17 protein-coding genes and 1 tRNA gene are annotated in these 26,727 nt (G+C 70.1%); 8 read left to right on the top strand and 10 right to left on the bottom strand.

The genetic code is table 11. The annotated features are described in order from the left end of the window. The first annotated feature begins 44 nt into the window (after nucleotides 1-44). Nucleotides 45-4,016: an AAA domain-containing protein gene (locus FOH10_RS03380; RefSeq protein ID WP_244961571.1), complete on the top strand. Its 3,972-nt coding sequence runs from the start codon at nucleotides 45-47 to the stop codon at nucleotides 4,014-4,016. On the opposite strand, the gene FOH10_RS03375 is transcribed toward FOH10_RS03380, so the two are convergent. Next, nucleotides 4,013-5,188, bottom strand: a complete 1,176-nt coding sequence (locus FOH10_RS03375; protein WP_425326128.1) for an amino acid deaminase/aldolase — start codon at nucleotides 5,186-5,188, stop codon at nucleotides 4,013-4,015. The genes FOH10_RS03380 and FOH10_RS03375 overlap by 4 nt on opposite strands. 117 nt (nucleotides 5,189-5,305) lie before the next feature. Next, complete coding sequence (locus FOH10_RS03370; RefSeq protein ID WP_081592674.1) at nucleotides 5,306-5,743, bottom strand: TetR family transcriptional regulator; 438 nt, start codon at nucleotides 5,741-5,743, stop codon at nucleotides 5,306-5,308. A gap of 470 nt (nucleotides 5,744-6,213) precedes the next feature. On the opposite strand from FOH10_RS03370, the gene FOH10_RS03365 reads away from it, so the two are divergent. After that, a complete protein-coding gene (locus FOH10_RS03365) occupies nucleotides 6,214-6,948 on the top strand; it encodes a tyrosine-protein phosphatase (RefSeq protein ID WP_143979585.1) in 735 nt (244 codons plus the stop codon). A 1-nt stretch (nucleotide 6,949) separates the two neighbouring features. Here the strand turns inward: FOH10_RS03365 and FOH10_RS03360 are convergent. The 3 genes from FOH10_RS03360 to FOH10_RS03350 all read right to left on the bottom strand — a co-directional run bounded on the left by FOH10_RS03360 (nucleotide 6,950) and on the right by FOH10_RS03350 (nucleotide 9,298). Then, a tRNA-Gln gene (locus FOH10_RS03360) sits at nucleotides 6,950-7,021 on the bottom strand. 123 nt (nucleotides 7,022-7,144) lie between these two features. Next, complete coding sequence (locus FOH10_RS03355) at nucleotides 7,145-8,389, bottom strand: class I adenylate-forming enzyme family protein (RefSeq protein WP_143979584.1); 1,245 nt, start codon at nucleotides 8,387-8,389, stop codon at nucleotides 7,145-7,147. A 114-nt stretch (nucleotides 8,390-8,503) separates the two neighbouring features. After that, nucleotides 8,504-9,298 (bottom strand): enoyl-CoA hydratase/isomerase family protein, encoded by a 795-nt coding sequence (locus FOH10_RS03350; RefSeq protein WP_143979583.1) that lies wholly within the window; start codon nucleotides 9,296-9,298, stop codon nucleotides 8,504-8,506. Between the two features lie 98 nt (nucleotides 9,299-9,396). Here FOH10_RS03350 and FOH10_RS03345 point away from each other — a divergent pair, with 98 nt between their 5' ends. Continuing rightward, complete coding sequence (locus FOH10_RS03345; RefSeq protein ID WP_143979582.1) at nucleotides 9,397-10,431, top strand: glutathione S-transferase family protein; 1,035 nt, start codon at nucleotides 9,397-9,399, stop codon at nucleotides 10,429-10,431. 173 nt (nucleotides 10,432-10,604) lie between these two features. Here FOH10_RS03345 and FOH10_RS03340 read toward each other — a convergent pair whose 3' ends face one another. After that, on the bottom strand, nucleotides 10,605-10,985 hold the full coding sequence (locus FOH10_RS03340; RefSeq protein WP_186000880.1) for a VOC family protein: 381 nt from the start codon (nucleotides 10,983-10,985) through the stop codon (nucleotides 10,605-10,607). Between the two features lie 115 nt (nucleotides 10,986-11,100). Continuing rightward, on the bottom strand, nucleotides 11,101-11,952 hold the full coding sequence (locus tag FOH10_RS03335; protein ID WP_143979580.1) for a helix-turn-helix domain-containing protein: 852 nt from the start codon (nucleotides 11,950-11,952) through the stop codon (nucleotides 11,101-11,103). A gap of 358 nt (nucleotides 11,953-12,310) precedes the next feature. On the opposite strand from FOH10_RS03335, the gene FOH10_RS03330 reads away from it, so the two are divergent. From FOH10_RS03330 to FOH10_RS03305, 5 genes are all read left to right on the top strand, one after another. Then, entirely contained in the window at nucleotides 12,311-13,024 is a 714-nt protein-coding gene (locus FOH10_RS03330) for a hypothetical protein (protein WP_143983833.1), read from the top strand. After that, the gene (locus FOH10_RS03325) at nucleotides 13,021-13,962 is read left to right on the top strand and encodes an ATP-binding cassette domain-containing protein (RefSeq protein WP_143979579.1); all 942 of its coding nucleotides are present in this window, start codon (nucleotides 13,021-13,023) and stop codon (nucleotides 13,960-13,962) included. The genes FOH10_RS03330 and FOH10_RS03325 overlap by 4 nt, the downstream gene beginning before the upstream one ends. Nucleotides 13,963-14,003: 41 nt before the next feature. Continuing rightward, nucleotides 14,004-14,795, top strand: a complete 792-nt coding sequence (locus FOH10_RS03320; protein WP_143979578.1) for an ABC transporter permease — start codon at nucleotides 14,004-14,006, stop codon at nucleotides 14,793-14,795. A 368-nt stretch (nucleotides 14,796-15,163) separates the two neighbouring features. Beyond that, nucleotides 15,164-19,354 (top strand): ABC transporter ATP-binding protein, encoded by a 4,191-nt coding sequence (locus tag FOH10_RS35405; RefSeq protein WP_244961569.1) that lies wholly within the window; start codon nucleotides 15,164-15,166, stop codon nucleotides 19,352-19,354. A gap of 114 nt (nucleotides 19,355-19,468) precedes the next feature. Then, a complete protein-coding gene (locus FOH10_RS03305; protein WP_143979577.1) occupies nucleotides 19,469-23,224 on the top strand; it encodes a multifunctional oxoglutarate decarboxylase/oxoglutarate dehydrogenase thiamine pyrophosphate-binding subunit/dihydrolipoyllysine-residue succinyltransferase subunit in 3,756 nt (1,251 codons plus the stop codon). Between the two features lie 78 nt (nucleotides 23,225-23,302). Here FOH10_RS03305 and FOH10_RS03300 read toward each other — a convergent pair whose 3' ends face one another. The 3 genes from FOH10_RS03300 to FOH10_RS03290 form a co-directional block, all read right to left on the bottom strand. Then, complete coding sequence (locus FOH10_RS03300) at nucleotides 23,303-23,929, bottom strand: Uma2 family endonuclease (protein WP_143979576.1); 627 nt, start codon at nucleotides 23,927-23,929, stop codon at nucleotides 23,303-23,305. A gap of 57 nt (nucleotides 23,930-23,986) precedes the next feature. Continuing rightward, the gene (locus tag FOH10_RS03295) at nucleotides 23,987-25,147 is read right to left on the bottom strand and encodes a GGDEF domain-containing protein (RefSeq protein ID WP_228812457.1); all 1,161 of its coding nucleotides are present in this window, start codon (nucleotides 25,145-25,147) and stop codon (nucleotides 23,987-23,989) included. A 372-nt stretch (nucleotides 25,148-25,519) separates the two neighbouring features. Further along, entirely contained in the window at nucleotides 25,520-26,644 is a 1,125-nt protein-coding gene (locus FOH10_RS03290; RefSeq protein WP_186000699.1) for an epoxide hydrolase family protein, read from the bottom strand. Nucleotides 26,645-26,727: the final 83 nt, after the last annotated feature.

The following is a 26,727-nucleotide window of genomic DNA, read 5'->3' as shown; positions in this document are numbered from 1 at the left end:
GACCGGGTGCGGGTGTCGGCGAGGAAGGCACAGGAGGGCCGCGCTTGATTCTGTTCGGTGATCGTGTCGTGTGCAGCACCGGTGACCTGGTGGAGGCGGCGCGCTGCGAGTTCGCGCTGCTGCGCGCGCTCGACGCCGAACTGGGGCTGGTGGGACCGGTGGAGTACCGCGCACCGGGCGTCGCGCCGCGCCCGGCGGACGCCGAGCGCGACCACCGCCTCGCGGACCTGCGCGACCGCTACGGCAGCGGCCTGGTGCGCATCCGCACGGAGTACGACCACCGGATGACGTTCGAGGGTAGGCCGACGACGGCGCGTCGTGATCCGGCGGATACGGGGGCCGGGCATGCGGATCCGGGACGGGTTGTCGCGGCGCTCGCCGCCGCGCACGAGGCCACCGTGGCGGCGCTGCGGGCGGATGCCGAGGTGGTCGCGAGCCCGGTGCTGTTCGAGGGGGACTTCGCTGTCGGGTGCGACTTCCTGCTGCGCGACGGCGCTCCCGAGGCACACGACTATCTGACCGCCGGGGTCGCCAGCCGCCGGACGCGAATCGGCACCCTGCTGGAACATGCCGCCTGTGCGGATGCTTTGCAGCGCAACGGCTTCCGACCCGCGCCGCATACCAGGCTCTGGCTCGGCGGGGTGGCGAGCACGCACACACTGGCCGATATCGCCGTCGTGTACCGGGCGCGGCGGGCGCGGTTGACATTGATCCTCGACGCCAAGCTGAACGAATTGCTGCCGGTGCAGTGGGGCGATCGGCGATTCCTCGCCTGCGGGCAGTGCACCACCTGCACGGCCGAATTGGAGGCGCGGCGGGATCTGCTGCTGGTGGCCGGGATGCGACCGGCGGTGCGGGCGCAGTTGCGGGATGCGGGCATCACGACGGTGGATCGGCTGGCCGCGTCGGACGGGGCGGTGACGGGGGTGCCCGCGCCCACCTTCACGGCGCTGCGCCGCCAGGCCGAACTCCAGTTGCACCGGGAGCATACGGGCCACCCGATCTACACCGTGCTGGATGCCGACGCGCTGGGTGGGCTGCCCGCACCTACCGCCGGTGACCTGTTCGTCTCGGTCACCGCGCCGGAGACGGGGACCGCCACGGATCTGCTGGTGACCATCGGTTCCGGGGAACCGGAGAACGTCTTCCGCACCTTCGTGATCCACGACCGCGCCGACGAGCCCCGCGGCCCCTATCCGGCCGACGATGCCGCGGCCCTGCTGGACTTCCTCGCGGAATGGCAGTGGAATCATCCCGGACTGCGCATCCACCACTACCGCGGCGGCCTGCGACCGCTGCTGGCCGGACTGGCCGACCAGCACCCGGACGGCGAGGACATCGTCGCCGCCCTGCTGCCCCTCCTGTTCGACCTCTACCCCGTCGTGCGCGCGGCGCTGCTGGTCGGCGAACGCTCCTACGGCCTGCACCATCTGCCCCCGAACCTCTTCGGCCCCAACGACTTCGACGACCTCCCCGAAACCACCCCCGGCCCACCGGAACCCGACCACGGCCCACCGATCACCCACGGCCACCACCGCGCGCACGCCGCGGTGGCCATGCTGGACCGCACCGCACGCGCCGACGTCGGCAACACTCGCGTCCTGACCGAAGCGGCCTCGGTGGACGCGACACCGGTGGTTGCGACGCTGGCGAGCACGGCGACGACCGACACGACAATCCCGACGACCGCGGACACGGCCGCTACGGCAACGGCGCCGACCGATACGGGTACCGCCGCATCGGAATCGGGAGCGGCGACGACATCGACCGCAGCCGCACGGACCGGCATCGCGCGCGCCGACGCAGTGCCCGCCGACGTCTCACATACCCACGACGGGCTCGTCGATACGTCCCGGGTCGACGAGTTCGTCTCGGTCGCCGAACCGGCCGACTCGGTATGGGCGGAGGCGGCTTTCGCGGGTGCGGGACTCACCGAGTCCCTGCTGCCCGCGGCGGCGCTGACCGAGCTGGAGCACGCCGCGCTCGCGCACCTCGATTCCGATTGCGCGGCCGCGGCGGATGGTGCCGGTGACTGGGTTGCCGTGGCGCGGCTGCGTGACTGGCTGCTGGAGTTGGCCGAGGGGTACGCCGTTCATCCTCGGGGGCGTCCCGACGAGATGGTGGCCGAGCCGGTGCCCGCCGCGGTGGAGGCCGCGCTGCGGGAGTTCGCGACCGGCCCGGCCCGCGGCGATGCGGCGCGATCGGGTGGCGGGGCGGCGTACGACGTGGACGGGCAGCGGGACGACGCCCGGCTGGCGGCCGCGCTGACCGCCGCCGCCCTGGGCTACCACCGTCGTGAGCGTCGCCCGCTGCGCTGGGCGCACGCGGACCGCCTCGACCATCCGGTGGAGGAATGGGCCGACACCCCGGGCGTGCTCATCGCCGACTGGGGCACGGTGGACACCAACTGGCACCGCACCGGCCAGCATCCCATGCGCCGCTATCTCACCCTGACCGGACGGCTCGGCACCGGTCACGCTCCCCCGCCCGGTACCCCGGTCGTCACCCTGTACGACCGTGCGGCACCGGATATCCCGGCTCGCCCCGGCCGCCGCCCGCTGGCTCGCGCGACCGTGCTGGGCTGTGCGCTGGACGCCAATTTCGACGATGTGGTGCGGGTGGTGGAACTGCTGCCCGCGGGCTGCGAACCCTTCGACGAACTGCCCGCCGCCATCGCCCCGTGCCCGCCCGCGCGCGCGGACCGGCTGGAGGACGCCATCGAGGATGTGGCGCACGATCTGCTGGTGACCCTGCCGGAGGTGCCGCCGACGGCGACCTTCGACCTGCTGTGCCGCCGCCCGCCGCGTCTGCTGTCGGGTGGGGCGCTGCCGGAGGTGTTCGGCGACCATGCGGCCGCCATCACCGCGGCCGTCCTGGATCTCGCGGATTCCTATGTGGCGGTGCAGGGTCCGCCCGGCACCGGGAAGACCGACACCACCGCCCGCGCGGTGGAACGCCTGGTGACCCGGTACCGATGGCGGGTCGGCGTGGTGGCGCGCTCCCATGTGGCGGTGGAACATCTGCTGGACGCGGTGGTCCGGGTCGGGGTGTTGCCGGAACTGGTGGCCAAGGCGGACGCGCAGACGGTGGCCCCGGAGTGGTTGGGCATCGACGCCGACCGCTATGCACGCTTCCTCGACAATGCCGTCAACGGCTGCGTGGTCGGTGGCCTGCCCGACGATTTCACCGATACCGAACGGATTCCGCGCGACAGCCTGGATCTGCTGGTGATCGCCGACGCCGGTCGCTTCCCCCTGGCCGATACCGTCGCGGTGGCGGTGAGCGCCCGAAACCTGCTGCTGGTGGGCGATCCCGCACCACGCGCCGGGCACGGCGCGCATCCGGAACCGGTGGACGAGGCGGTGCTGGGCTGGCTGATCGGACCGCATCGGACGCTGCCTGCCGAGTACGGCTACTTCCTGGACCGCACCTGGCGCATGCATCCGCGCATGTGCGGCCCGGTGTCGCGGCTGCGCTACGACAATCGGCTGCGGGCCAATGAAACCGTCACGCTGGCAAGGGAACTCGACGGTGTCGCGCCCGGCATCCGCACCGTGACGGTCGAACATCACGGCAATGCCGCCGAATCCGCCGAGGAGGCCCGGGAAATCGTGCGCCAGGTGCGCACCCTGCTCGGGCTGCCCTGGCATACCGGGGCCGTCACGCGTCGCCTGCATCCGCACGACATTCTGGTGGTCGCGCCGTATCACGCGCAGGTGGCCCGGATTCGAACCTCGTTGTCCCGCGCCCGAATCGAGGATGTACTCGTCGGCACCCCCGATCACTTCCAGGGTCGCGAGGCCGCGGTGGTGCTGGTCTCCATGACCACCTCGGCCCCCAAGGACGCCCCGCACGGTGTCGCGCCGCTGCTCTCCCGACACTGGCTGACCAGCGCTATCTCCCGCGCCATGTGGGCGGCGGTCATCGTGCGTTCACCGCTGCTGACCGAGTATCTGCCCAGCGGCACGGCGGAGCTGTCGGATCTGGCGGCGTTCCTGCAGCTGGATCGGGTCTAGCCGAAGCACTTCCCCTCGCCGCGGTAGGTGGGCACGGTGGTGCGAATGCCGTTCTCCACCAGGTGAACTTCGGTGAATCGCTCGCAGAGTTCACCGGCCTTGGCGTGGCGGAACCAGACGCGGTCGCCGATGCGCAGTCCACCCGCGCCGGTGAGCGGGGTCTGCACCTCACCCGCGCCCTCGGTGCCGATCAGCTTCAATCCCAAGGGCCACACCGGCTTCGGCACCCGTGACGCACCCGCCGGGCCGGACGCGATGAACCCACCGGAGAAGACGGTGGCGATGCCCGGAGCCGGGCGGCGCAGCACGGGCAGGGCGAAGTGCATGGCCGGGCGCCGGGCCAGATTGCGGTAGCCGTCGAAGAGGGTGGGCAGGTAGAGCCCGGAACCGGCGGTCACCTCGGTGACGTCCGGGTCGGCGATGCTCACCTCGATGGAGCCGGTGCCGCCGCTGTTGACGATCTCGAGTTCACCGACCTCGGCGCGCACCGCCTCCAGCACCGTGCGGCGACGCCGCAGGATTTCCGCCGCGGACATCTTCTTCACCAGGCGCACAGCGGGATTCGTATCGGGCAGGCCCGCGATCTGCGCCTCGTAGGTCATCACGCCGACCACTTCGAAGCCGCGCCGGACGGCCGCGGCGGCCAGGGCGGCGGCCTGCTCCGGGGTGCGGACGGGCGAGCGGCGCACCCCCAGGTGCAGCGGGCCGATCCGCAGCGAAGCGTCCACGTCGAGGCAGACGCGCGGGTGCACATGCTCGGTGCCGACGGCGGCACGAATGAAGTCCAGCTGATCGACATCGTCGACCATGAGGGTGATGGCCGCGCGCAGGGTGTCGTCGGCGGCCAGTTCGGCCAGGGCGGCGCGGTCGGCGGTGGGGTAGCCGAGCAGGATGTCGCGGGCGCCCTCGCGCACCAGCCAGATGGCCTCGCGCAGGGAGTAGCCCATGATGCCGGCGAAGCCGCCGTCGGCGGTGAGGTCCTTGCCGAGCACTTCCTCCAGCACGGCCCGGCACCGCACCGATTTGCTCGCCACCCGGATCGGTACGCCGTTCGCGCGGCGTACCAGGTCGTTCGCATTGGCCCGCAGGGCGGCGAGGTCGACGGCGGCCAGCGGCGGATCCAGATCGGCGGTGGCCGCGTGCAGCCCGCTGATCAGCGACGAATCGGTCACATAGGCCACTCAACCATGAAACTGGTCATCCGTCCAGCATTCCGGACGTGCCGAACCCGCGCACTCCAGGATTACCCCGACCGACGCGCCCGCTGCCACCGGGCGCACCGCTTCGGCTCAACCGCGATCGAGCGCCTTGGTCGACAGGCTCGAGACCAGGTCGTCCAGCACCACCAGGGCGGTTTCGTCATCGCAGTCGGCCAGCCAGCGCAGCACGATGCCCTGCATGACCGCGACCAGGTAGGCGGCGATGGCCTCGACCGGCTCCAGCCATTCGGTGCCCGAACGCTCGGCGCACAGATGCAGGAAGGACACGACATCGGCGTCCATCTGCCGGTACATGGCCGACGCCACCGGATCCGGGGTGCAGACCGACTGGTTCTCCCAGCGGCGGCGCAACACCGCCAGGGTGGATTCGTACGCCTCGATCTGCCGGTCCGGCGTGGCCTTGATGATCGGCCACAGCGCGCTGATCCCGGCGTGCAGCAGTACGCGCAGCGCCCGGGTACCGGTGAAATCGAGTGAGGCGGCGGCCTTCTCGATCGACTCGGTCATGGCGGGCCGCACTCCGATGTGAATTGTTTCTCCAGCGCTCAACGACGACTCCCTCAGCGAAAGAACTCGCGCACTTCGCACTGCGCGGCTCGCTCAGCGGGTTGCCAGATCGACACTGATCCCCCCAAGGCTTCCACCCCGGATGCAACCGCTCAACGGGTACCGATGGTAAAGGTTTTTCTGGGTGCTCGACCAGCTTTGATAGCCATTTTCGTACCTGAAGACGGTTTTGTTACCTAATCGGAACAGTGGCGCGATCGAACGGGAATGTTCGGAATTAGGCTGGCGACCTGGTAAACGCCGACTTTGGCGACCGAACGGTATTTTATGGATTCGATTCGGGACAATGCCACATACTGTGCCATATGACACAGGTGTAAGCCGTAAAGCCCCCTGGTCGTAGCAGGAATTCGTCCCATCGATCCGACATCGACACCCACGGTATACCGCCGTACCGATAGCCTGGGTCGGTGACTTCAGCGGGCTCCGATCAGTTCCTCATCCCCGGCACCTTCAACTACCGCGACGTCGCGGGCGCACGCACCGGAGGCGGCGCGAAGGTCCGCTCGGGGATCCTCATGCGGTCGGCCGAACTCAGCCGCCTCGACGGCGACGGCCACGCCACCCTGCTCGAACTCGGCATCACCGACGTGCACGACCTGCGCGGCCACGCCGAGATCGACTACATCGGTCACGACTCGCTACCCGAGGGCGTGCGGCTCAACGTCACCCCGTTCGATCCGCGCATGGGCGAGGCCCCGCCGCACGAGGCCCGCCGCCACAGCACCGCGTCCGCGCACATGCTCGAGGTCTACCGCCGGTTCCCCGCCCTGCCCGAAGCGCACACCGCCATCGCCGCCCTGGCCGACTCGATCCTGGCGGGCAGCGCGCTGGTGCACTGCGCGGCGGGCAAGGACCGCACCGGCTGGGCCGTCGCCACCGTACTGCGCGCCGTCGACGTCACCGAGGACGACATCTTCGCCGACTACCTGCGCAGCAACGACGCCGTCCCCACGCTGCGCGCGATCATCGCCGCCGGCAGCGACGAGGAACTCTCCGACGATCTGCTCGGCGTACGCGCCGACTACCTCGCCGCAGGCACCGCCTCCATGGTGGAGATGTACGGCGGCGTCGACGGCTACCTCGTCGAGATCGGCATCACCCCCGACCGCCGCGAGGCCCTGCGCGCCCGCCTGCTGGAGTGAGCTCGCCCGCCAGGACTCGAACCTGGACAGCGAGAACCAAAATCTCGCGTGCTGCCGATTACACCACGGGCGAAAGCTGGTGCGGGAGATCGATCCTCGCCGATCCAGACGGTTTCCGACAAACTGTTTACGGCAACGCCCACGTATCGGTGCCCGAACGCACATCCGGAGTCCGCGCGAGAGCGGAACGCGCCGTCTACCGGTCGGCGCGGCGGACGAGGCCGTCGGCGTCGATGCTGACCTGATTCCCGGTGTGGAACCAGGTTCCGGTGAAACGGGATTCGGTGGTCTGCGGGTCGTTCCAGTAGCGCCGGGTGACATTGGGGCCACGGCAGAGAAGTTCGCCGTGGCCGGTGTCGGCGCGCGGGCCCCAGAGCGCGAGTTCGGTTCCGCCGAAGGCGAATCCGAGCGCGTCCCGGGTGGCGGTGTCGTCGCGGGCCAGTCCGATGCCGCTGGTCTCCGTCGCACCCCACACCGACCACTGGCGAGCCTCGGGGAAGATGTCGCGCAGGGCGGCGGCGACCGTATCGGCGGTCCCGGGTTCGGCGGCGGCGAGTTCGGCGCGATGACCGGCGCTGCACACCCGCCCGACCCGGTCCAGGCGCAGCCCCGCCAGTTCGGGCACCAGCCCGGCGAACACCCGCGGTGTGGCCGAGACCATGTCGATGCGTTCGGACACCAGCGCTGCCGCGACCGCCTCCGGATCGGGGGCCAGCACCACGGTGCCGCCCACCGCGAAGGTCGGCAGCAGCTGGTCCACGCAGCCGCTGGCGTGGGACAGTGGCAGCAGCAGCAGATTTCGCAGCCCGTCGGTGGGCAGATCCAGCGCGCCCACCACGGAGCGGATGGCCGAGAGCAGATTCTCGTTGGTCAGCTCCACGCCCTTGGGGTCCGCGCCGTGGGCGGGGCTGGTGTAGCAGAGCAGGGCCAACTCGGTCAGCGAGGCGCCGTCGTCGATGAACGCCGCGCCGTCGGGCAGCGCCTCGCGGAATCCGGCCGCACTGCCGCCGCCGTCCAGGATGTAGTCCGCGCAGCTGTCGTGGATCACCCGCTCCGCCAGCGCATCCGGGAGGCCCTCGTGCACCAGTACCGGCACCGCACCGGAGAGCAGTGCCCCCAGGAACGCCTGCACCCAGCGCGCCCCGACCGGCATGCGCACCGCCACCCGGTCGCCGTAGCCGATGCCGTGCTCCTGCAACCCGCCCGCGATGCGGGAGGCCGAGTACCAGAGCTCGCGGTAGGTGAGGCGGGGGCCGCCGATCTCGACCACCGCCTCCCGCGCCGCGAAGGTGTGCACCTGGATGTCCAGCAGCTCGGTGAGCGCCGGATTCAGGTTGCCGTACCGCAGCACGCCGTCGGCACCGCGCGCAAGGGGGTTGTCGCTCCAGGCTTTTCGCGATTCGCACGACGCCTGGGGATATTCGACCAGTAACTGCGACATCCGTCCCTCCGAGTGCCTCCGAGCCATCAGGCACCAGTGACTATATGATGCACGTCACATTCTAGGGTGGATTGTCGGCAAACGTCTTTCAGCCGTCACCCGGCTGAAACCGACTCACTGACCGGAATAGGTGGCCTTACCTGGGCCGACCTCGAGGAAGCTACGAACCGCGCCCTGCAGATCGGCGGTGTCGAACAACGCGCCGGAGACGGCCGGGGTCACCGAATCGGCGTGGGCGACACCGCCGGAGCGCCACGCCTCGATGATCTGCTTGGTGGCGGCGTGCGCCTTGGTGGGACCGTCGGCGAGGCGGGCCAGCAGCGCGCGGGCGGCGGCGTCGACGTCCTCGTGGACGGCGTTGACCACACCCCAGTCGGCCATGGTGGCGGCGTCGTAGAGGTCGCCGGTCATGACGAATTCGCGGGCGCGGCCGGATCCGGCACGCTCGGCCAGCCGCTGTGGGCCGCCCATGGACGGCGTCAGCCCGACCACGGTCTCCACCAAACCGAACTTGGCCCTGGGCGCGGCCAGAATGACATCGCAGGCCAGCGCGACCTCGAAGGCGGCGGTCAGGGTGAGGCCGTGCGCGGCGAACACGACCGGGCAGGGCAGCGCCTCCACCGGGTGGATGATGCGCGCGAACAGGGTCCGCCACAGTTCCGCGCCCTGATCGGGGGTGAGGCCGTCGAAGATGTGCACGTCCACGCCGCCCGACACCAGCTTGCCCTCGGCGCGCAGCAGCAGCGCCCGCGGCGGGGTGGCCGTCAGCTCGGCGATATCGGCCGCCAGGGCCTCCATCAGCGCCTTGTCGAAGAGGTTCAGCGGCGGATGCGCGATGGTGATGACGGCGGCCCGCGCGCCACCCTCGGTGGTGACGTATTCGAGACGGGTCGGCTTGGTGTCGGTCATGAGGGCGAATCTAGGCGCTGGCGCGACCGGGCGACAGCCCTGCCCACTGACGGTGTCACGCCCTACTGGGAGCGCGCGCCTTCTGACAGACTGGCCGGGTGACTACTTCGGCTTCGGACACTTCGCAGCGCGGCAGCTACGTCGAACCCGGCGAGTTCACGCGGGACACCAACTACATCACCACCCGGATCACCGCCGACGGGCGCGACGGCTACCCGGTGGAGCCCGGCCGCTACCGACTGGTCGCGGCGCGCGCCTGCCCGTGGGCCAATCGCACGCTCATCGTGCGGCGACTGCTCGGCCTGGAACCGGTGCTGTCGCTGGGCCTCTGCGGGCCCACACACGACAAGCGCAGCTGGACCTTCGATCTCGACCCGGGCGGCGTGGATCCCGTACTCGGCATCCACTTCCTGGCCGACGCGTACTTCGCGCGCTTCCCCGACTACCCGCGCGGCATCACCGTCCCCGCCGTCGTGGACGAACGCACCGGGCAGGTCGTCACCAACGACTACGCCCGGATGACACTCGACTTCGCCACGGAGTGGACCGAATACCACCGCGCGGGCGCGCCGCGGCTGTATCCGGAGGAGCTGCACGCCGAGATCGACTCGGTGAACCGGCGGGTCTACACCGAGGTCAACAACGGCGTCTACCGCTGCGGATTCGCGGGCTCCCAGGACGCCTACGACGCCGCCTACGATCGGCTGTTCACGGCGCTGGACTGGCTCTCCGAACGGCTCGCCGGGCAGCGCTACCTGGTGGGCGACACCATTACCGAGGCCGATGTGCGGCTGTTCACCACGCTGGTGCGATTCGACGCCGTGTACCACGGGCACTTCAAATGCAATCGCGAGAAGCTGACGGAACTGCCGGTGCTGTGGGCCTACGCCCGCGACCTGTTCCAGACGCCCGGCTTCGGGGACACCGTCGACTTCACGCAGATCAAACAGCACTACTACATCGTCCACCGGGACATCAACCCGACGGGGATCGTGCCCAAGGGGCCGGAACTGTCCAATTGGCTCACCCCACACGGACGGGAAGCGCTGGGCGGCAAGCCGTTCGGCGACGGCACCCCGCCCCCGCCGCCGGTGGAGTCCGAGCGCGTACCGGCCGAACACGGGGCGGCGTAGCGGGACAAGCCGGGGCACAGTCCGATCATCAGGGCGGGCAGCGGCACCCGGCCCCCAGGGAGGCGGTGGCACCCGACCTCCCGGGTGACCCTCGCCCCGGCCACGCGGGCGCGAAAGACGGACCGCCCCAGCACCGGTGGGTCGCGGTTCCGCTTCCGGTGTCGGCGGCGTCGTCAGGACTCTCCGTGCCCCCGATAGGTGCCGAAACTCCAGTACACGCCCTCGGGGTCGCGGACGGTGAAGCCGCGGGACTCGTAGCCCTCCTCCTCCCGCAGCTCCCGGGTGACCCTCGCCCCGGCCGCGCGGGCGCGGTCGTGCAGGGCGTCCACGTCGTCGAGGGCGATGTAGACGCAGCCCGCGCCGGGCGGCAGCTCCCTGGCGGCCATATCCTCCCGCCAGGAGCCGAGCATGACCCCGCCACCGCCGGGCCACGCCAGCTCGGCGTGGTGCACCACCTGTCCCTCGGCGTAGCAGGCGCGGGTCTCGAATCCGAAGGCCCGCTCCAGGAAGTCGATGGCGGCGCGGGCATCACGGTAGGTCAGGCACGGCCAGATCGCCGTGCCGGTGGGCGCGGTGGGCGCGGTGGGCGTCGACGCGGCGGCGGTCGGTACAGCGGCGGCCGATTCAGCGGCGGTCGGTACAACGGCGGTCGATTCAGCGGCGGTCGATTCAGTCATGGGACGAGGATCCCGCCGCGTACGGGAGTTGGTCTTGGACGAATGGGAACACCTCGCGCTCCCGCCACACCGACGGCGGCAGACCGGCGAATTCGCGCCATTCCCGGGCCATGTGCGCCTGGTCGTAGTATCCGGTGCGGGCGGCGACCTCCGCGAGCGCGGGCACGTCCGGCAACCGCAGCAGTCGGTGCGAGCGCTCGAAGCGGGCGATGCGGGCGGCGTCCTTCGGCGAGATGCCGAATTCGGCGGTGAACCGGTTGACCAGATGCCTGCGGCTCCAACCGATATCGGCGGCCACGTCGCCGACCCGCACCCAGGGGCCGGGCCCGGAGAGCAGATCCCAGGCCCGCGTGAGCTCGTCGGCCCAGGGCACCGGCCGCACCTCGCGCAGCAGGATGTCGTCCAGCACGGCGAACCGCTCCGACCAGGCGGGCGTCGCCGAGATCCGGTCCCGCAACTCCACCGCCCGCGCGCCCAGCAGGTCACCGAGATCCACCACCCACGAACCCAGCGCCGCGGTGGGAACACCCAGCAGCGCGCGTGCCCCGCGCGGGGTCAAACCCAACTGGATGCCGTGCTGGAAACCGTCGTGCGCGACCAGGGCCGGGCGCACCGTCAATCCGCTGGCCAACATGTCCCAGCGCCCGCCCGCCTGCGCCGGATGCGAGGACACCGGCACGTCCACCGGTTCGTCGATGGTGACCAGCATGGTCAGCGTGGTCGCGGGCATGCCCACATGTGTCCCCGGCGCGAAGCCGCGCAACAGGTAGCCCTCGTAGGAGAGGACATACGGTCGCAGACGCGGATCGGGCAGGCCCCGAGCGCCCTCGGACACTCCGGTCACCTGATCACGGTAAGCCCGCGCACCGACAGCCACCACCCCGCCGCGCGAAGCTCCCGGGGCCCACCATCGCTACCGCGACATCCGTAGGCCGCCACCCGACCACAGCGAGCGTCACGGTCCACCGCCACCAGCAGCACGCGGTGCGTCACCGCCTTGCCCGTACGGAGCGTCGCGTCCGCCACGCGGCGCGGGTGAGCGGGAGGCCGCATTCTGGGTATTGCACAGGTGTCCGCCGGTACGGCGGCGGGCGCTCGCCCGGGTACAGCCGGTGATCGACCCGGAACCGCCGTACATCGCGGATCGTTGTCTTCGTGCCATAGAGTTCTGGTCAGCGGACCGGAGGAGAGGGGTGTTGTCGATGTTCAAGGGCGGACTGGAGAAGACGGTCGTCTCGCTGCTCGACAACGGATCACAGGTGCAAGCGCCTGCCGTCGCCAAATACGTGGAACGGCTGCGCAAGGCCCATCCGGACGGATCCCCGGCGCAGATCATCACGCGACTGGAGAAGCTGTACCTGACCACGGTGACCGGCAGTGGCACCGCCGTCGGCGCGGCCGCCGCTGTGCCCGGCGTCGGCACCGTCGCCTCGGTGGCGGCCATCTCCGCGGAGACCGCGTTCTTCCTGGAGGCCTCCGCGGTGTTCACCCTCGCCGTCGCCGCCGTGCACGGTGTCGCACCCGAGGACAAGGAGCGCCGCCGCGCGCTGGTGCTCGCCGTGGTGCTGGGCGAGAGCGGTATGGAGATCGTGCAGAAGAGCGTCGGTCACTCCGCCAAGAACTGGGGCACCCTGCTGGCCAACAAGATTCCCGGCATCAGCAGCATGAACGATTCGCTGCTCAAGCGATTCCTGGTGCAGTTCATCACCAAACGCAGCGCGCTCATGTTCGGCAAGGTGCTGCCCGCCGGAATCGGCGCCGCCGTCGGCGGTTTCGGCAATCGGGCGCTGGGCCACCGGCTCATCGACAACTCCCGGCAGGCGTTCGGCACCCCGCCGCGCACCTGGCCGCAACCACACGTCATCGACGCCGACCCGCTGCCCGCCCTGGACGCGGCAGACAAGCAGGCGCGATGAGCCCGGCGCGGCCGCTCGCCTTCGCCGTCGCGGGCCTGCACAAGACCTTCGATACCGCGCCCGTGGTCCGCGATGTGAGTTTCGTGGTGCCGGCCGGAACCGTCGCCGCACTCGTCGGCCCGCCGGGGGCGGGCAAATCCGCCGTGCTGCGCATGCTGCTCGGCCTGCTGCCACCCACCTCCGGCACCGTGCACATCGGCGGCCCCGGTTCGGGCGTGCGTCCGGGAGGGCGCGCGGTGGGCGCCGCGCTCACCCCGCGCGGACTGCACCCCGCCCGCGCCGCCCGCGATCAGCTGCGGGTATTCGCCGGTGCCGCAGGGGTTTCCGATGCTCGGGTGGAGGAACTGCTCGCCCTGGTACGCCTGGATACCGTGGGCGGTCAGCGCATCCAGTCCTTTACACCGGGTATGAGCACCCGGCTGGCCCTGGCCGCCGCACTCCTCGGCGATCCGCCGCTGCTGGTGCTCGACGAGCCGACCCTGGGCCTGGACCCCGGGGAAACGGCGTGGCTCACCGAGTTCCTGCGAGCGCATGCCAGGCGCGGCGGCACCGTCGTGTTCACCGCGCGCACCCTCAGCGCGGCGCTGCCGATGGCCGACGAGTTGATCGTGCTGGACCGTGGGGCCATCACCTACCAGGGCAGTCCGGCGCGACTGCGCCGCAGCCACCCGGATCGGCTGCTGGTCAAGTCCTCCAGCCAGATCGCGCTGGCCACCACGCTCGCCGCCCACGGCTTCACGGACGCGGTGATGCGGCCGGACGGTCGGCTCGCCGTCGCCGAGGTGACCATCGCCCAGTTGGAGACGGCCGCCGCGGCGGCGCGGGTGCAGCTCACCGAGGTCAGTGCCGAACACGTCCACCCGGATCAGGTGCTCGCCACCCTCACCCGGGGCACGCCCGCCCCGCCGTCCCCGGCGTTGTACGCGATGCCGCGGTGACATCCGCCGTGCCGCACAGGTTTCCGACCGGAAGGTAGTCGATGATCCGCACCGTGCCGCCCGCAATACTCCAGGCGGGCACCTCCGAGGTCCGCAAGGTCACCTCGCTGCGCATGAACCGGACCATGGCCGGGGCGCTGGTGCTGGTCGGGGCGATCGTGTTCACCGTCGCCGGACTCACGGTGGAGACCGCCATCGCCAGCGACGGCATCTCGCACACCATGGCGGCCGGGTCGGCGCTGCTCGCCGTGGGGGCGACGCTGGCGGCGGCCATCGTGCTGGCCGGAATATTCGGCGCGATCGGTTCCGGGGCCGAGTACCGGTACCACACGCTGCCGGTGAGCGCGCTGCTCACCCCGGACCGAAATCTGCTGTTCGGCTCCAAATTGGCTGTGACAGCGGCCTTCGCGGTCGGCACGGTGCTGCTCACCGAGGTGCTCGGCCTCGGGGCCTTCCTGCTGTTCGGCAGCGAGCGGCTGCAACTGCACGCCTGGTTCTTCGGACTGCTCGGCGGCGTGCTGCTGAGCGCGCTGTGCTGGGCGCTGCTGGGTGCGGCACTGGGGTACCTGCTGCGCTCACCCGTCCAAGCCGTCGCGGTCATCGTCGGGTGGACGCTGCTGGAACCGCTGGTGTGGCTGGTCGCGCAGGGGGCGGGCATTCCGGGCTTCGCCACCGTGCTGCCGGTCTCGGCCACCCTCGCCACCGCCACCGCGGGCGCGTTCGCCGATGCCGCGTTCATCGCGCACACCCCGGCGGCCATCGTGGTGCTGCTGCTGTGGACCGTCGGCACGGTGACCGCGGCCTGGTGGTTCCTACGGGTGCGCGACCTCTAGTCGGTGACGATCGAAAGCCGCTGCCACCCGGTGTGATCCGTGGCGGGCCACCCGGAGTGTCGGTCCCGTACACGGCGATCTCGGCGGCCAGGTCCAGCGGGCGGGTCGGCGCGCGCAGTTCCCGCTCCACCGCGGCATCCGAAACCAGCCAGCGGACTTGGCGGAACACCCGGCCCGGGAAGCCGCCCATCCGCCGGAAGCCGAGCACCGCTCCGCGGAACGCGGCCGAGCGCTCCGGTCGGGGTCGAACAGAACGGCGTGATCGAAGCGCTGAATCGGCGGGGCTCCGACCAGCACGGCGCACAAGCAAGCGTCCCGATCCGGCGGGAACAAAATCACGTCGGTGCGGGTAGATACCGTCGATACGGATGACTGCGATCGAGACTGATGAGCCGAGGAACCGACCGGCGGCGGGCGCCGCGCGCGGTGGGTGGATTCGGCGCTTGTGGGCGCGCTGCCGGGAGCATCCGTGGGTGCTGCTCGGCATCACCGCGGCCCTGCTCGCGGGGGCCGTGGTCGAGGTGACCGGGCCGCTGCTGGCCAAACGCGCGTTGGACGGGGCGACGGCGGGCGACACCGCGATCATCGCGGTGATGGCCGGATTCATGGCCGCGCTGGCGGTGGGACGGTTCGCGGCCACCTTCACCCGGCGCTGGCTGGCGGGGCGGCTGGCGCTGGACGTGCAGCACGAACTGCGGCTGGATCTGCTGGCGGCACTGCAGCGGCTGGACGGGCGGGGGCAGGACGCACTGCGTACCGGGCAGGTGGTCTCACGCTCGATCACCGATCTGCAACTCGTACAGGGACTGCTGGCCATGGCGCCCTGGTCGACCATGGCGGCCCTGCAATTCGTGCTGGCGGCCGCGGTGATGCTGTGGCTGTCGCCGCCGCTGGCCCTGACCGCACTGCTGGTGGTGCCCGCCATCGCCGTGGTGGTGTATCGGATCCGGCCGCGGCTGTACGCGGCCACCTGGTCGGCGCAGCAGCGGGCGGCCGATCTCGCCCAGCATGTGGAGGAGACCGTCACCGGAGTCCGGGTGGTGAAGGGCTTCGGGCAGGAGTCCCGCATGGTCGGCGTGCTGGAGGGGCACGGCAGGCGGCTGTTCGCCGAACGCATGCGGGCGGCGCGACTCGATGCCCGATTCGCGCCGACGCTGGCGGCCATCCCGCAGGCCGGGCTGGTCGGCGTGATCGCGGTCGGCGGGCTGCTGGCGCTGCGTGGATCGATCGGCGTCGGCACCTTCCTGGCGTTCACGGCCTATGTGGCGACCATGACCGCGGCGGCCCGCACCATCTCCTCGGTGCTGGTGATGGCGCAGCTGACCCGCGCCGCCGCCGAACGTGTGCACCAGGTGATCGACAGCGCACCGCACCGGACCGATCCGGAGCATCCGGTCGCCCTGCCCAGCGGGCCGCTGGGCATCGAGATCGACGGGCTGAGCTTCGGATTCGATCCGGAGCAGCCCATCCTGCGCGATTTCACGCTGACGGTGGAACCGGGCGAGACGGTGGCGATCATCGGTCCCGCGGGGTCGGGAAAGTCCACCCTCGCGCTGCTGCTGCCCCGGTTCTACCCGCCCGACGCCGGTCGAATCATGCTGCGCGGCGGTGACTCCCGGGCCGATCTCGCCGAATTGCGGGCCGCCGACCTGCGTTCGGCCATCGGTGTGGTGTTCGACGAGCCGTTTCTGTTCTCCGACACCATCGCCGCCAATATCGCTCTCGGCCGCCCCGAAGCCACCGCGGCCGAGATCCGCGCCGCCGCCGACATCGCCGCGGCCGCCGAATTCATCGAGGCGCTGCCCGAGGGCTACGACACGGTGGTCGGCGAGCGCGGGCTCACCCTCTCCGGCGGTCAGCGCCAGCGCATCGCCCTGGCCCGCGCCCTGCTCACCGATCCGCGCATCCTGGTCCTCGACGACGCCACCTCCGCCGTCGACGCCGTCACCGAGGCCGCCATCTTCGACGCCCTCCCACACCGCGCGGGCCGCACCACCATCATCCTCGCCCACCGCGAATCCACCCTGGCCCGCGCCGACCGCGTCATCCGCCTCCCCGGCCCGGACCTCACCGTGCCGACCGCCGACCCACGCGACCTCGCCAGGCCGACCGCCGACCTGCGCAACCCCACCGCACCTCTTTCCGACCCGCGCGACCTCGCCAGGCCAACTGCCGACGCGCACAACCTCACCGCGCCTCTCGCCGACGCGCGCGACCTCACCAGGCCAACCGCCGACGCGCGCGATCTCACCCAGCCGCCCGATCCGGCGACCATCGACACCGCGCGCACGCCCGGTACGACCGCGCCGTCAGGAATAGTCGCGGAACGTCATCAGGAACCCGGCAACGGCCACCACGAACAGCGTCGCGAACCCGAGCACCCGCAACCACACGACCGACCAGTCGCGCACCCACAGCCCGGCGAGCATGACGAACAGCAGCATGAGCACCCCGTAGAACGGGGTCCGCTGGGGATGTCGTCCCATACCTCCGGCGTACTCCCCGCACCGCCCACTCGCCAGCACACCCGGTCGGACCACCGATCGACAGGCAACGGCACAGACCACCACACGCCCACCGGCTCCCCGCACGACCAGCCCGCACTCGCATCGGATCGACCGGGCGCACGCGCGGAAACGACCGGCACCGCCGGGCCCGCGGACATAGATCCGGATACGCCGCCGGAGGTGCGGCGGTCGCTGCGGAAGCTGGCGCCGGCCACCGAGGCGCCCGGGGTTGATGAGCGGGGGTTGCGGGAGCCCGATCCCGGGTTCCGGTTGCGGCGGGCGCTGCGGCCGGTGCGGTGGCTGGTGGCGGCGACCGTGCTGCTGCTCGGGCTGGACGCACTGGTGAGCGTGGGATTCCCGTCCCTCGTGCGGTTCGCCATCGACCATGGTGTGAGTGCCGGGAACGGCGGGGCGCTGGGGTGGGCCGCCGGGGGTGGCGCGGTGCTGGTCGCCGTCGGGTGGGTGGTGGCCTCGGCGGCGCTGCTGTGGGGGTCGCGGGCCGGGGAGCGGGTGCTGTACGGGCTGCGGGTGCGCAGTTACGCGCATTTGCAGCGGCTGGGCCTGGACTACTACGAGCGCGAACTGTCCGGTCGGATCATGACCCGGATGACCACCGATATCGACGCGCTGTCGACCTTCCTGCAGACCGGCGTGCCCGAGGTCGTGGTCAGCCTGCTGACCGTGGTGGGCATCGCGGCGGCGCTGCTGCTGATCGACGCGCAGCTGGCACTGGTGATCATCGCCGCCATACCGCCGCTGGCGCTGGCCACCTGGCTGTTCCGCCGGGTGTCGAATTCGGCCTACAGTGCGGCGCGCGAGCACGCCGCCACCGTGAACGCCGACTTCCAGGAGAACGTGTCGGGGCTGCGGGTGGTGCAGGCGTACCGGCACGAGCCGCGGGCCGCGCGCCGCTTCGCCCGGTACTCCGACAACTACCGGGCCAGCCGGATGCGGGCGCAGCGCGCCATCGCGGTGTTCTTCTCCTTCGTCGGCGCGTGGACGGATCTGGCGCTGGCCGCCGTGGTGTTCGCCGGAGCCTGGCAGGTGGCCCGGGGCACCACCACGGCGGGCACGCTGGTGGCGTTCGTGCTGTACCTGGGCCTGCTGTTCGGCCCCATCCACCAGCTGTCCCAGCTCTTCGACGGCTATCAGCAGGCGCGGGTGGGCCTGCGGCGCATCGGCGAACTGCTGCGCACCGAATCGTCCATCGCACCCGATCCGGAGAACGCGGTCCCGATCGCGGGTGAATTGCGCGGCGAGGTGGTATTCGAGAATGTGCGATTCCGGTATCCGACCGCTTCGACCCCGGCCCTGGACGGGGTGAGTTTCCGCATCCCCGCCGGTGGCAGCCTCGCGCTCGTCGGTGCGACGGGTGCGGGCAAGTCGACGATCGTCAAACTGCTGGCCCGGCTCTACGACCTGCCCCGGGATCCGGATTCCGGCGGCGTCTTCGTCGACGGCGTCGACATCCGGGACTACCGGCTCACCGACTACCGCTCCCGATTGGGCGTGGTGCCGCAGGAAGCTCACCTCTTCACCGGCGACGTGGCGAGCAACATCTCATTTGGCAAACCTTTCGCCACCACCTCACAGATCGCGCGGGCAGCCGATGAAGTGGGAGCGCTCGACACCATCGCGGCCCTGCCGCGCGGGTTCGGGCAGCCGGTCGGCGAACGGGGACGGGGACTGTCGGCGGGCCAGCGGCAGCTCATCGCGCTGGCGCGGGCCGAGCTGGTGCACCCGGATCTGCTGCTGCTCGATGAGGCCACGGCCGTGCTCGACCCGGCGGCCGAGGCATCGGTGCTGGTCGCGAGCAGATCGGTGACGCGCGGGCGGACCGCGATCATTGTCGCGCACCGCCTGGCCACCGCCGCCCAGGCCGATCGGATCGCGGTCGTGGAGCACGGCCGCATCACCGAAATCGGCACCCACGACGAACTGCTGGCCGCCGCGGGCACGTACTCCCGCCTGTGGGCTGCGGCGGGTGCGGAGAAAGGAATATTCTCGGGCGGGGACGAGTCGTCACTAAGGGAGATGTCCACTCGGTGGTAGTCCACGCCCACGGGCGATCGGGCGGGGGCATATCCTCAGTGGGGGCGCATCGGCGCGCATCTTGCCGATTACCCGTGCCGGGCACGTCACAAACGTCGCAGCGCGAAGAACGAAATGAGGCGAACACCTGCTGTGAGCAGCTCAACAGACCAGTTCGGACAGAACCAGTGGCTCGTCGACGAGATGTACCAGAAGTACAAACAGGACCCGTCGTCTGTCGATGAGAGCTGGCACGAGTTCCTCGCCGACTACACACCGGAGAACAACGCCGACGGCAACAGCCAGGCCGCCGCCCCGGCCGCTGCCGCCGCCCCCGCTCCGGCTCCCGCCCCGCCGCGGCCCGCCGCTCCGAAGCCCGCCGCCGCGCCCGCCCCGGCACCGGCCAAGGCTCCCGCGCAGGCGCGCTCCCCGCAGACCACTCCCGCCCCCGCCTCCAACGCCGCCCCCACCGCAGGTGCGCCGAAGGCGGACGTGAGCGATGAGGCCAAGGTCCTACGCGGGCCCGCCGCGGCGGTCGTGAAGAACATGTCGGCGTCCCTGACCATCCCCACCGCCACCTCCGTGCGCGCCATCCCGGCGAAGCTGATGATCGACAACCGTCTGGTCATCAACAATCACCTGGCCCGCACCCGCGGCGGCAAGATCTCCTTCACCCACCTGCTCGGCTACGCCATCGTGCAGGCGGTCAAGTCCTTCCCGAACATGAACCGGCACTTCGCCGAGATCGACGGGAAGCCCAACGCGGTCACCCCGGCGCACACCAACCTGGGTCTGGCCATCGACCTGCCCGGCAAGGACGGCAACCGCTCCCTGGTCGTGGCGGCCATCAAGAACTGCGAGGGCATGACCTTCGCGCAGTTCCACAGCGCCTACGAGGACATCGTGCGCCGCGCTCGCGACGGCAAGCTGGGCATCGAGGACTTCTCGGGCGTCACCATCTCGCTGACCAACCCGGGCACCATCGGCACCAACCATTCGGTGCCGCGGCTCATGCCGGGTCAGGGCGCGATCATCGGTGCGGGCGCCATGGAGTACCCGGCCGAGTTCCAGGGCATGGGTGACGACCAGCTCGCCGAGATCGGTATCGGCAAGCTGATGACGCTCACCTCCACCTACGACCACCGCATCATCCAGGGCGCGGAGTCCGGCGACTTCCTGCGCACCATCCACCAGCTGCTGATCTCCGACGAGTTCTACGACGAGATCTTCCACGGCATGGGCGTGCCCTACGAGCCGGTGCGCTGGCGTCGCGACGTCACCGAGCGCGGCATCGACAAGAGCGTGCGCGTGCAGGAGCTCATCGCCGCGTACCGCAACCGCGGCCACCTGATGGCCGACACCGATCCCCTACGGCTGGTCAAGGACAAGTTCCGCTCGCATCCGGACCTGGACGTCACCGAGCACGGCCTGACCCTGTGGGATCTGGACCGCGAATTCAATGTGGCGGGCTTCCACGGCCAGGAGCGCATGAAGCTGCGCGACGTGCTGTCCATCCTGCGCGACGCCTACTGCCGCCACGTCGGCGTGGAGTACACCCACATCCTCGATCCCGAGCAGTTGCAGTGGATCCAGGACCGGGTCGAGCAGAAGCACGAGAAGCCGTCGGTCGCCGAGCAGAAGTACATTCTGTCGCGGCTGAACGCCGCCGAGGCGTTCGAGACCTTCCTGCAGACCAAGTACGTGGGTCAGAAGCGCTTCTCGCTGGAGGGCGCGGAGTCGGTCATCCCGATGATGGACTCGGTCATCAACCAGTGCGCCGAGCACGCCCTCGACGAGGTCGTCATCGGTATGCCGCACCGCGGCCGCCTGAACGTGCTGGCCAATATCGTCGGCAAGCCCTACTCGAAGATCTTCACCGAGTTCGAGGGCAATATGAACCCGGCCGCCACGCACGGCTCCGGTGACGTGAAGTACCACCTGGGCGCGCAGGGCACCTACATCCAGATGTTCGGCGACAACGACATCACGGTGTCGCTGACCGCCAACCCCTCGCACCTGGAGGCGGTGGACCCGGTGCTGGAGGGCCTGGTCCGCGCCAAGCAGGACCTGCTCACCAAGGAGGACCTGTCCACCAAGGGCGAGGAGGAGCGCAACTTCTCCGTCGTGCCGCTCATGCTGCACGGCGACGCGGCCTTCGCGGGCCAGGGCGTGGTGGCCGAGACCCTGAACCTGTCGGGTCTGCGCGGCTACCGCACCGGCGGCACCGTGCACATCGTGGTCAACAACCAGATCGGCTTCACCACCGCGCCGGAGTACTCGCGCTCCACCGAATACTCCACCGATATCGCGAAGTTCATCGGTGCGCCGATCTTCCACGTGAACGGTGACGATCCCGAAGCCTGCGTGTGGGTGGCCGAGCTGGCCGTCGACTACCGGCAGAAGTTCAACAAGGACGTCGTCATCGACCTCATCTGCTACCGCCGCCGCGGGCACAACGAGGGCGACGACCCGTCGATGACCCAGCCGCAGATGTACGACGTGATCGACACCAAGCGCTCGGTGCGCAAGATCTACACCGAGAGCCTGATCGGTCGTGGCGACATCTCCATGAAGGAAGCCGAAGACGCCCTGCGCGACTACCAGGGTCAGCTGGAGCGCGTCTTCAACGAGGTCCGCGAGCTGGAGAAGTACCGGCCGGAACCGTCGGAGTCGGTCGAGGACGACCAGCAGATTCCGCCGAATATGGTTACCGCCGTGGACAAGACGGTGCTGCAGCGCATCGGCGACGCGTTCGTGAACGTGCCCGAGGGCTTCAGTGTGCACCCGCGCGTCAAGCCGGTGCTGGAGCGCCGCCGCGAAATGGCCTACGAGGGCAAGGTGGACTGGGCGTTCGCCGAGCTGCTCGCCTTCGGCACCCTGATCGACGAGGGGCACGCGGTGCGCCTGACCGGTCAGGACTCCCGCCGCGGCACCTTCACCCAGCGCCACTCGGTGATCATCGACCGCAAGAGCGGCAGCGAGTACACCCCGCTGCACAACATCGGGTCGACGAACGCCGGCTGGTTCGCGGTGCACGATTCGGCGCTGAGCGAATTCGCCGCCGTCGGTTTCGAATACGGCTACTCGCTGGGCAACCCGGACGCGCTGGTGCTGTGGGAGGCGCAGTTCGGCGACTTCGTCAACGGCGCGCAGACCATCATCGACGAGTTCATCTCCTCCGGTGAGGCCAAGTGGGGTCAGCTCTCCGAGGTCGTGCTGCTGCTGCCGCACGGTCACGAGGGTCAGGGCCCGGACCACACCTCCGGCCGTATCGAGCGGTTCCTCCAGCTGTGCGCGGAGGGTTCGATGACGGTGGCGGTGCCGTCCACGCCGTCGAACTACTTCCACCTGCTGCGCCGCCACGCGCTGGACGGCATCCGCCGCCCGCTGGTGGTGTTCACGCCGAAGTCCATGCTGCGCAACAAGGCCGTCATCTCCGATATCGAGGACTTCACGGACAACAAGTTCCGCACCGTCCTGGAGGAGCCGACCTACGAGAGCGGCGACGGCGACCGGTCGAAGGTCAAGCGCGTGCTGCTCACCTCGGGCAAGCTCTACTACGAGCTGGTGGCGGAGAAGCAGAAGCGGGGCCGTGACGATGTCGCCATCGTGCGCGTCGAGCAGCTGTACCCGATTCCGAAGTTCCGCCTGAACGAGGCGCTGGAGGGCTACGCCGCCGCCACCGATCTGGTGTGGATCCAGGAGGAGCCCGCCAACCAGGGTGCGTGGCCGTTCTTCGGCCTGAACCTGCCGGAGATCCTCCCGGCCCGGTTCGGCAAGCTGCGCCGCATCTCGCGCCGCGCCATGTCGGCCCCGTCCTCGGGTTCGTCGAAGGTGCACGCGGTGGAGCAGCAGGAGATCATCGAAGAGGCGTTCGCGGCGACCTCGTAAGGTGAGCCCCCGCTACGGCGCCGGGTTGGATCCGTTCCCTCGGAACGGTTCGACTCGGCGTCGTAGGGGGCACTCGACTCAGCGCGTCAGCCCGCTGAGTCGATTCCAGTCGATGGTGATCGCGATGGGCAGTTCGACCACCGCCGACTGCCCCTGTGGTTCCAGCTTCCACTGCGGTCGGTACTGACCCAGTACGTGGTCCAGCACATGCACTTCGATCGACTCGACCCGATTGTCGCCCAGGGTGACAATCCAGTACCAGGCGATACCCGCGCGCGCGTACTCCGCCTTCTTCACGACAAGATCCACATTCTCGGTTCCCGGCGAGATGATCTCGACGACCAACCGCACCAACGAAGCGGGCAGTGGCCGAAGATCCTCTGGCGCACAATCGAATACCGCGATGTCGGGCCGCCGGATCGTAGTCCTCGGCATCTCCCACAGCAGCACATCGAAGTCGGTGTTCACATCGAGGCAGTCGCCGTGATAACGGTTCAGATGGGCGGCCACCCCCGCATCGAGAATGTCCGCCAGCCTGCGTTGCGCGGTCTGGTGTGGCCGGGTCGGAGACTCGGCCCGCACTGCCTGACCGTTCTCGACCTCTACCAAACGACAGAAGTCCTCCGGCAACTTCTTCCAGATCTCGACGGTAATCGGCTCGGGCTGCAAGTTCTCCTCCCGTGCCCAATCGAGCATCCCGGACATGACGCCCTCCTCACCCGGCCGACGGTAACGATTCGATCCTATCGTCGGCCACGCCGACTACGGTTGATCCGCATGCCGCCACTCGAGGTCGGCACCCGGTGGGAGAGGTGCGTCGGGCGCGGTGTGCGGAGCGGTCCGACAAGCCACGGATCCGGACGACACCACCGTATTGCCGCCCAGCTGTTTTGCCCGGTACATGGCGGCGTCGGCGCAGCGCAGCAGGTCGTCGGCGGTGGCGCCGTGTTCGAAGGCGGCGACGCCGACACTGGCGGTGACCGGGGTGTGCGGGCCGGTCATGGTGGCGATGGCGCGGCAGACGCGTTCGGCCGCGGCCTGTGCGGCGGCCGGGTCCAGGTGCGCGAGGACGGCGAATTCCTCACCGCCGCTTCGGGCTACGAGAGTGTCGCCGTCGGCGCAGGCGCGTAGTCGGGCCGCGGTGCGGACCAGGATGTCGTCGCCCGCCGAATGCCCGTAGGTGTCGTTGACCGCCTTGAAGTCGTCCAGGTCGATGACCATGGCGCAGACCGCGCGACCGTCGTCCACGCCGAACCGACCGGACAGGTAGTAGTCGAGGCCGCGGCGGTTCAGCAACGCGGTCAGCGCGTCGGTGAGGGCGTCGGTGCGCAGCACCCAGTAGCAGAAGTGCACGGTGGGCAGCACCACCACGATGGCCACGGCCATGATCAGGACGATGGCGACCGCCAGCGCGACGTCACCGGTCTCCCCCGCCAGCCGCGCCGCCAGCACGATCACCGACACCAGGGAGAACACCGCATGCGCGGTCAGTGCCCGCGGACTGTGGAAGACGCTCACGTAGCCGCCCGTGACCACCAGCAGCAGCGCCCCGATCGCGCCGTAGACCCGGTCCTGGTCCATCAGGCACGCCGACACCACCAGCAGGTCGGCCGCGCCGACCAGCAGCAGCGATTCGTTCTCCCCCGGCCACGGCCCCAACCACCAGCGCAGCGCCCACAGCGTCGCCCCGCCGGTCACGAACGCGAAGACGATATGCCCGGTCGTCCCGTGCGGCCCCGCCGGTGAGATCCAGGTGAGCACCGAGATCACCACCATGACGGCCCCGCCCGCGCCCACCACGATCCGCACCGGCCAGTCCGCCGAGCGCGCCGCCAAGGTCCGCAGCAGCCACCGGTAGTCCACCGGATCGTTCCACCAGGCGCGGACGATCGCACACCTGTCCCGCTCACCACCCGTCGGCAAAGAACGCCCCTTCTTCCGCCGAACACCGAATCCCGCCATATGGGACGATCCCCGACCGCGCCCCGGTGCACACACCCCAGCACAAACCGCCCCATCCGGGCAACCCCCGAGGGTTCCCAGGACATGTTCGAACCTCGACGGTTCCGGGTCCGCGTTGGCCGGGCGGCTCACGCCACCCGGCGCGACCACCCACGCGCATGCTCCCGCACTGCACGGCCGCACGACGACAGCCACGCCGCCCGGTGCGCTCCATACCGCCAGTGGCACGCCACGCACGAACATGGCGACGTCTGCTCGCCCGCGCCCACGACGACCGCGGCACGCGAAGGCCGTCAGCCCGCGGATTCGAATCCGCGGGCTGTCCGGGCGCGGTCAGCGCAGGGGGCCGAAGAAGGCGCGGAGGTCGGCGGCGAGGTCGGCGGGTGCCTCCATGGCGGGGAAGTGGAGACCGTGCGGGAAGTCGGTCCAGTGCGCGTTGTCGGGGGCTGGGACGAGGCGGCGGACGGTGTCGTCGGAGCCGAAGGCGGCGAAGCCCTGGGGGACGCTGGTGGGGCCGCCCCAGTCGGTGCTGTGGGCCTGGTCGTAGAGGGTGTGAGCGGCGGTGGAGCCGGAGGCGGTGAACCAGTAGAGGCTGACCGTGGTGAGGAGTTGATCGCGGTCGACGGGCCGTTCGGTCCATTCGGCGAACTTCTCGGCGATCCAGGCCAATTGGAAGATCGGGGAGTCGACCAGGCCGTAGCCGACGGTCTGGGGCCGGGTGTTCTGGATGGCGAGATAGCCGGAGCCGTCCTGCTGGAACTCCGCTATGCGGGTGAGGATGAGCTTGTCGACCGGATCGTCGGCGTCCAGACGGTCGGCCATGCCGGGAATGAAGGTCGCCGTCGCCGCGGCGGTGAGCGGATCGGTGACCACGTGGATGCCGATGACGTGTTCGGGGTCGAAACTCGCCACCATGCCGGAGATGCCCGCGCCCACGTCGCCGCCGTGCACGGCGTAGCGCTCGTAGCCGAGGCGGCGCATGAGTTCCACCCAGGCGCGCCCGGTGCGCGCCATGCTCCAGCCGGTGCCGCTCAGCGGCGTCGACAGCGTGTAGCCGGGCAGCGACGGGGCCACCACGTGAAATGCCTGGCCCTGCTCGGGATTCACCAGCGGCTCGATGAGGTGCAGGAATTCGGCGACCGAACTCGGGAAGCCGTGGGTGATCAGCAGCGGCATGGCATCGGGATGGTTCGAGGTCACGTGCAGGAAGTGCACGCGCTGCCCGTCGATGTCGGTGACGAACTGGGGATGGGCATTGAGCACCGCTTCCTGAGCGCGCCAGTCGAAGCCGGTGCGCCAGTAGTCGGCCAACTCCCGCAGGTCGTCCACGGGGATGCCGCGTTCGGAACCGGTGCCGGGCACGTGCTGGGCGTAGCGGGCGCGGGCCAGCCGGTCGTGCAGGTCGTCCAGGTCGGACTGCGGGATCTCGAGGCGGAAGGGACGGATATCGGCGTGCATCTCGGAACTCCGTTCGGTGCGGGTGCGCTGTCTTGCGCTGGTGAAGCCACGGTAGGAACAATTGCGGAAGGGTTCGTTCCGCA

It is taken from the genome of Nocardia otitidiscaviarum (genome assembly GCF_007362295.1).
GTDB lineage: Bacteria > Actinomycetota > Actinomycetes > Mycobacteriales > Mycobacteriaceae > Nocardia > Nocardia otitidiscaviarum.
This window is presented reverse-complemented; position numbering and strand designations above follow the sequence as displayed.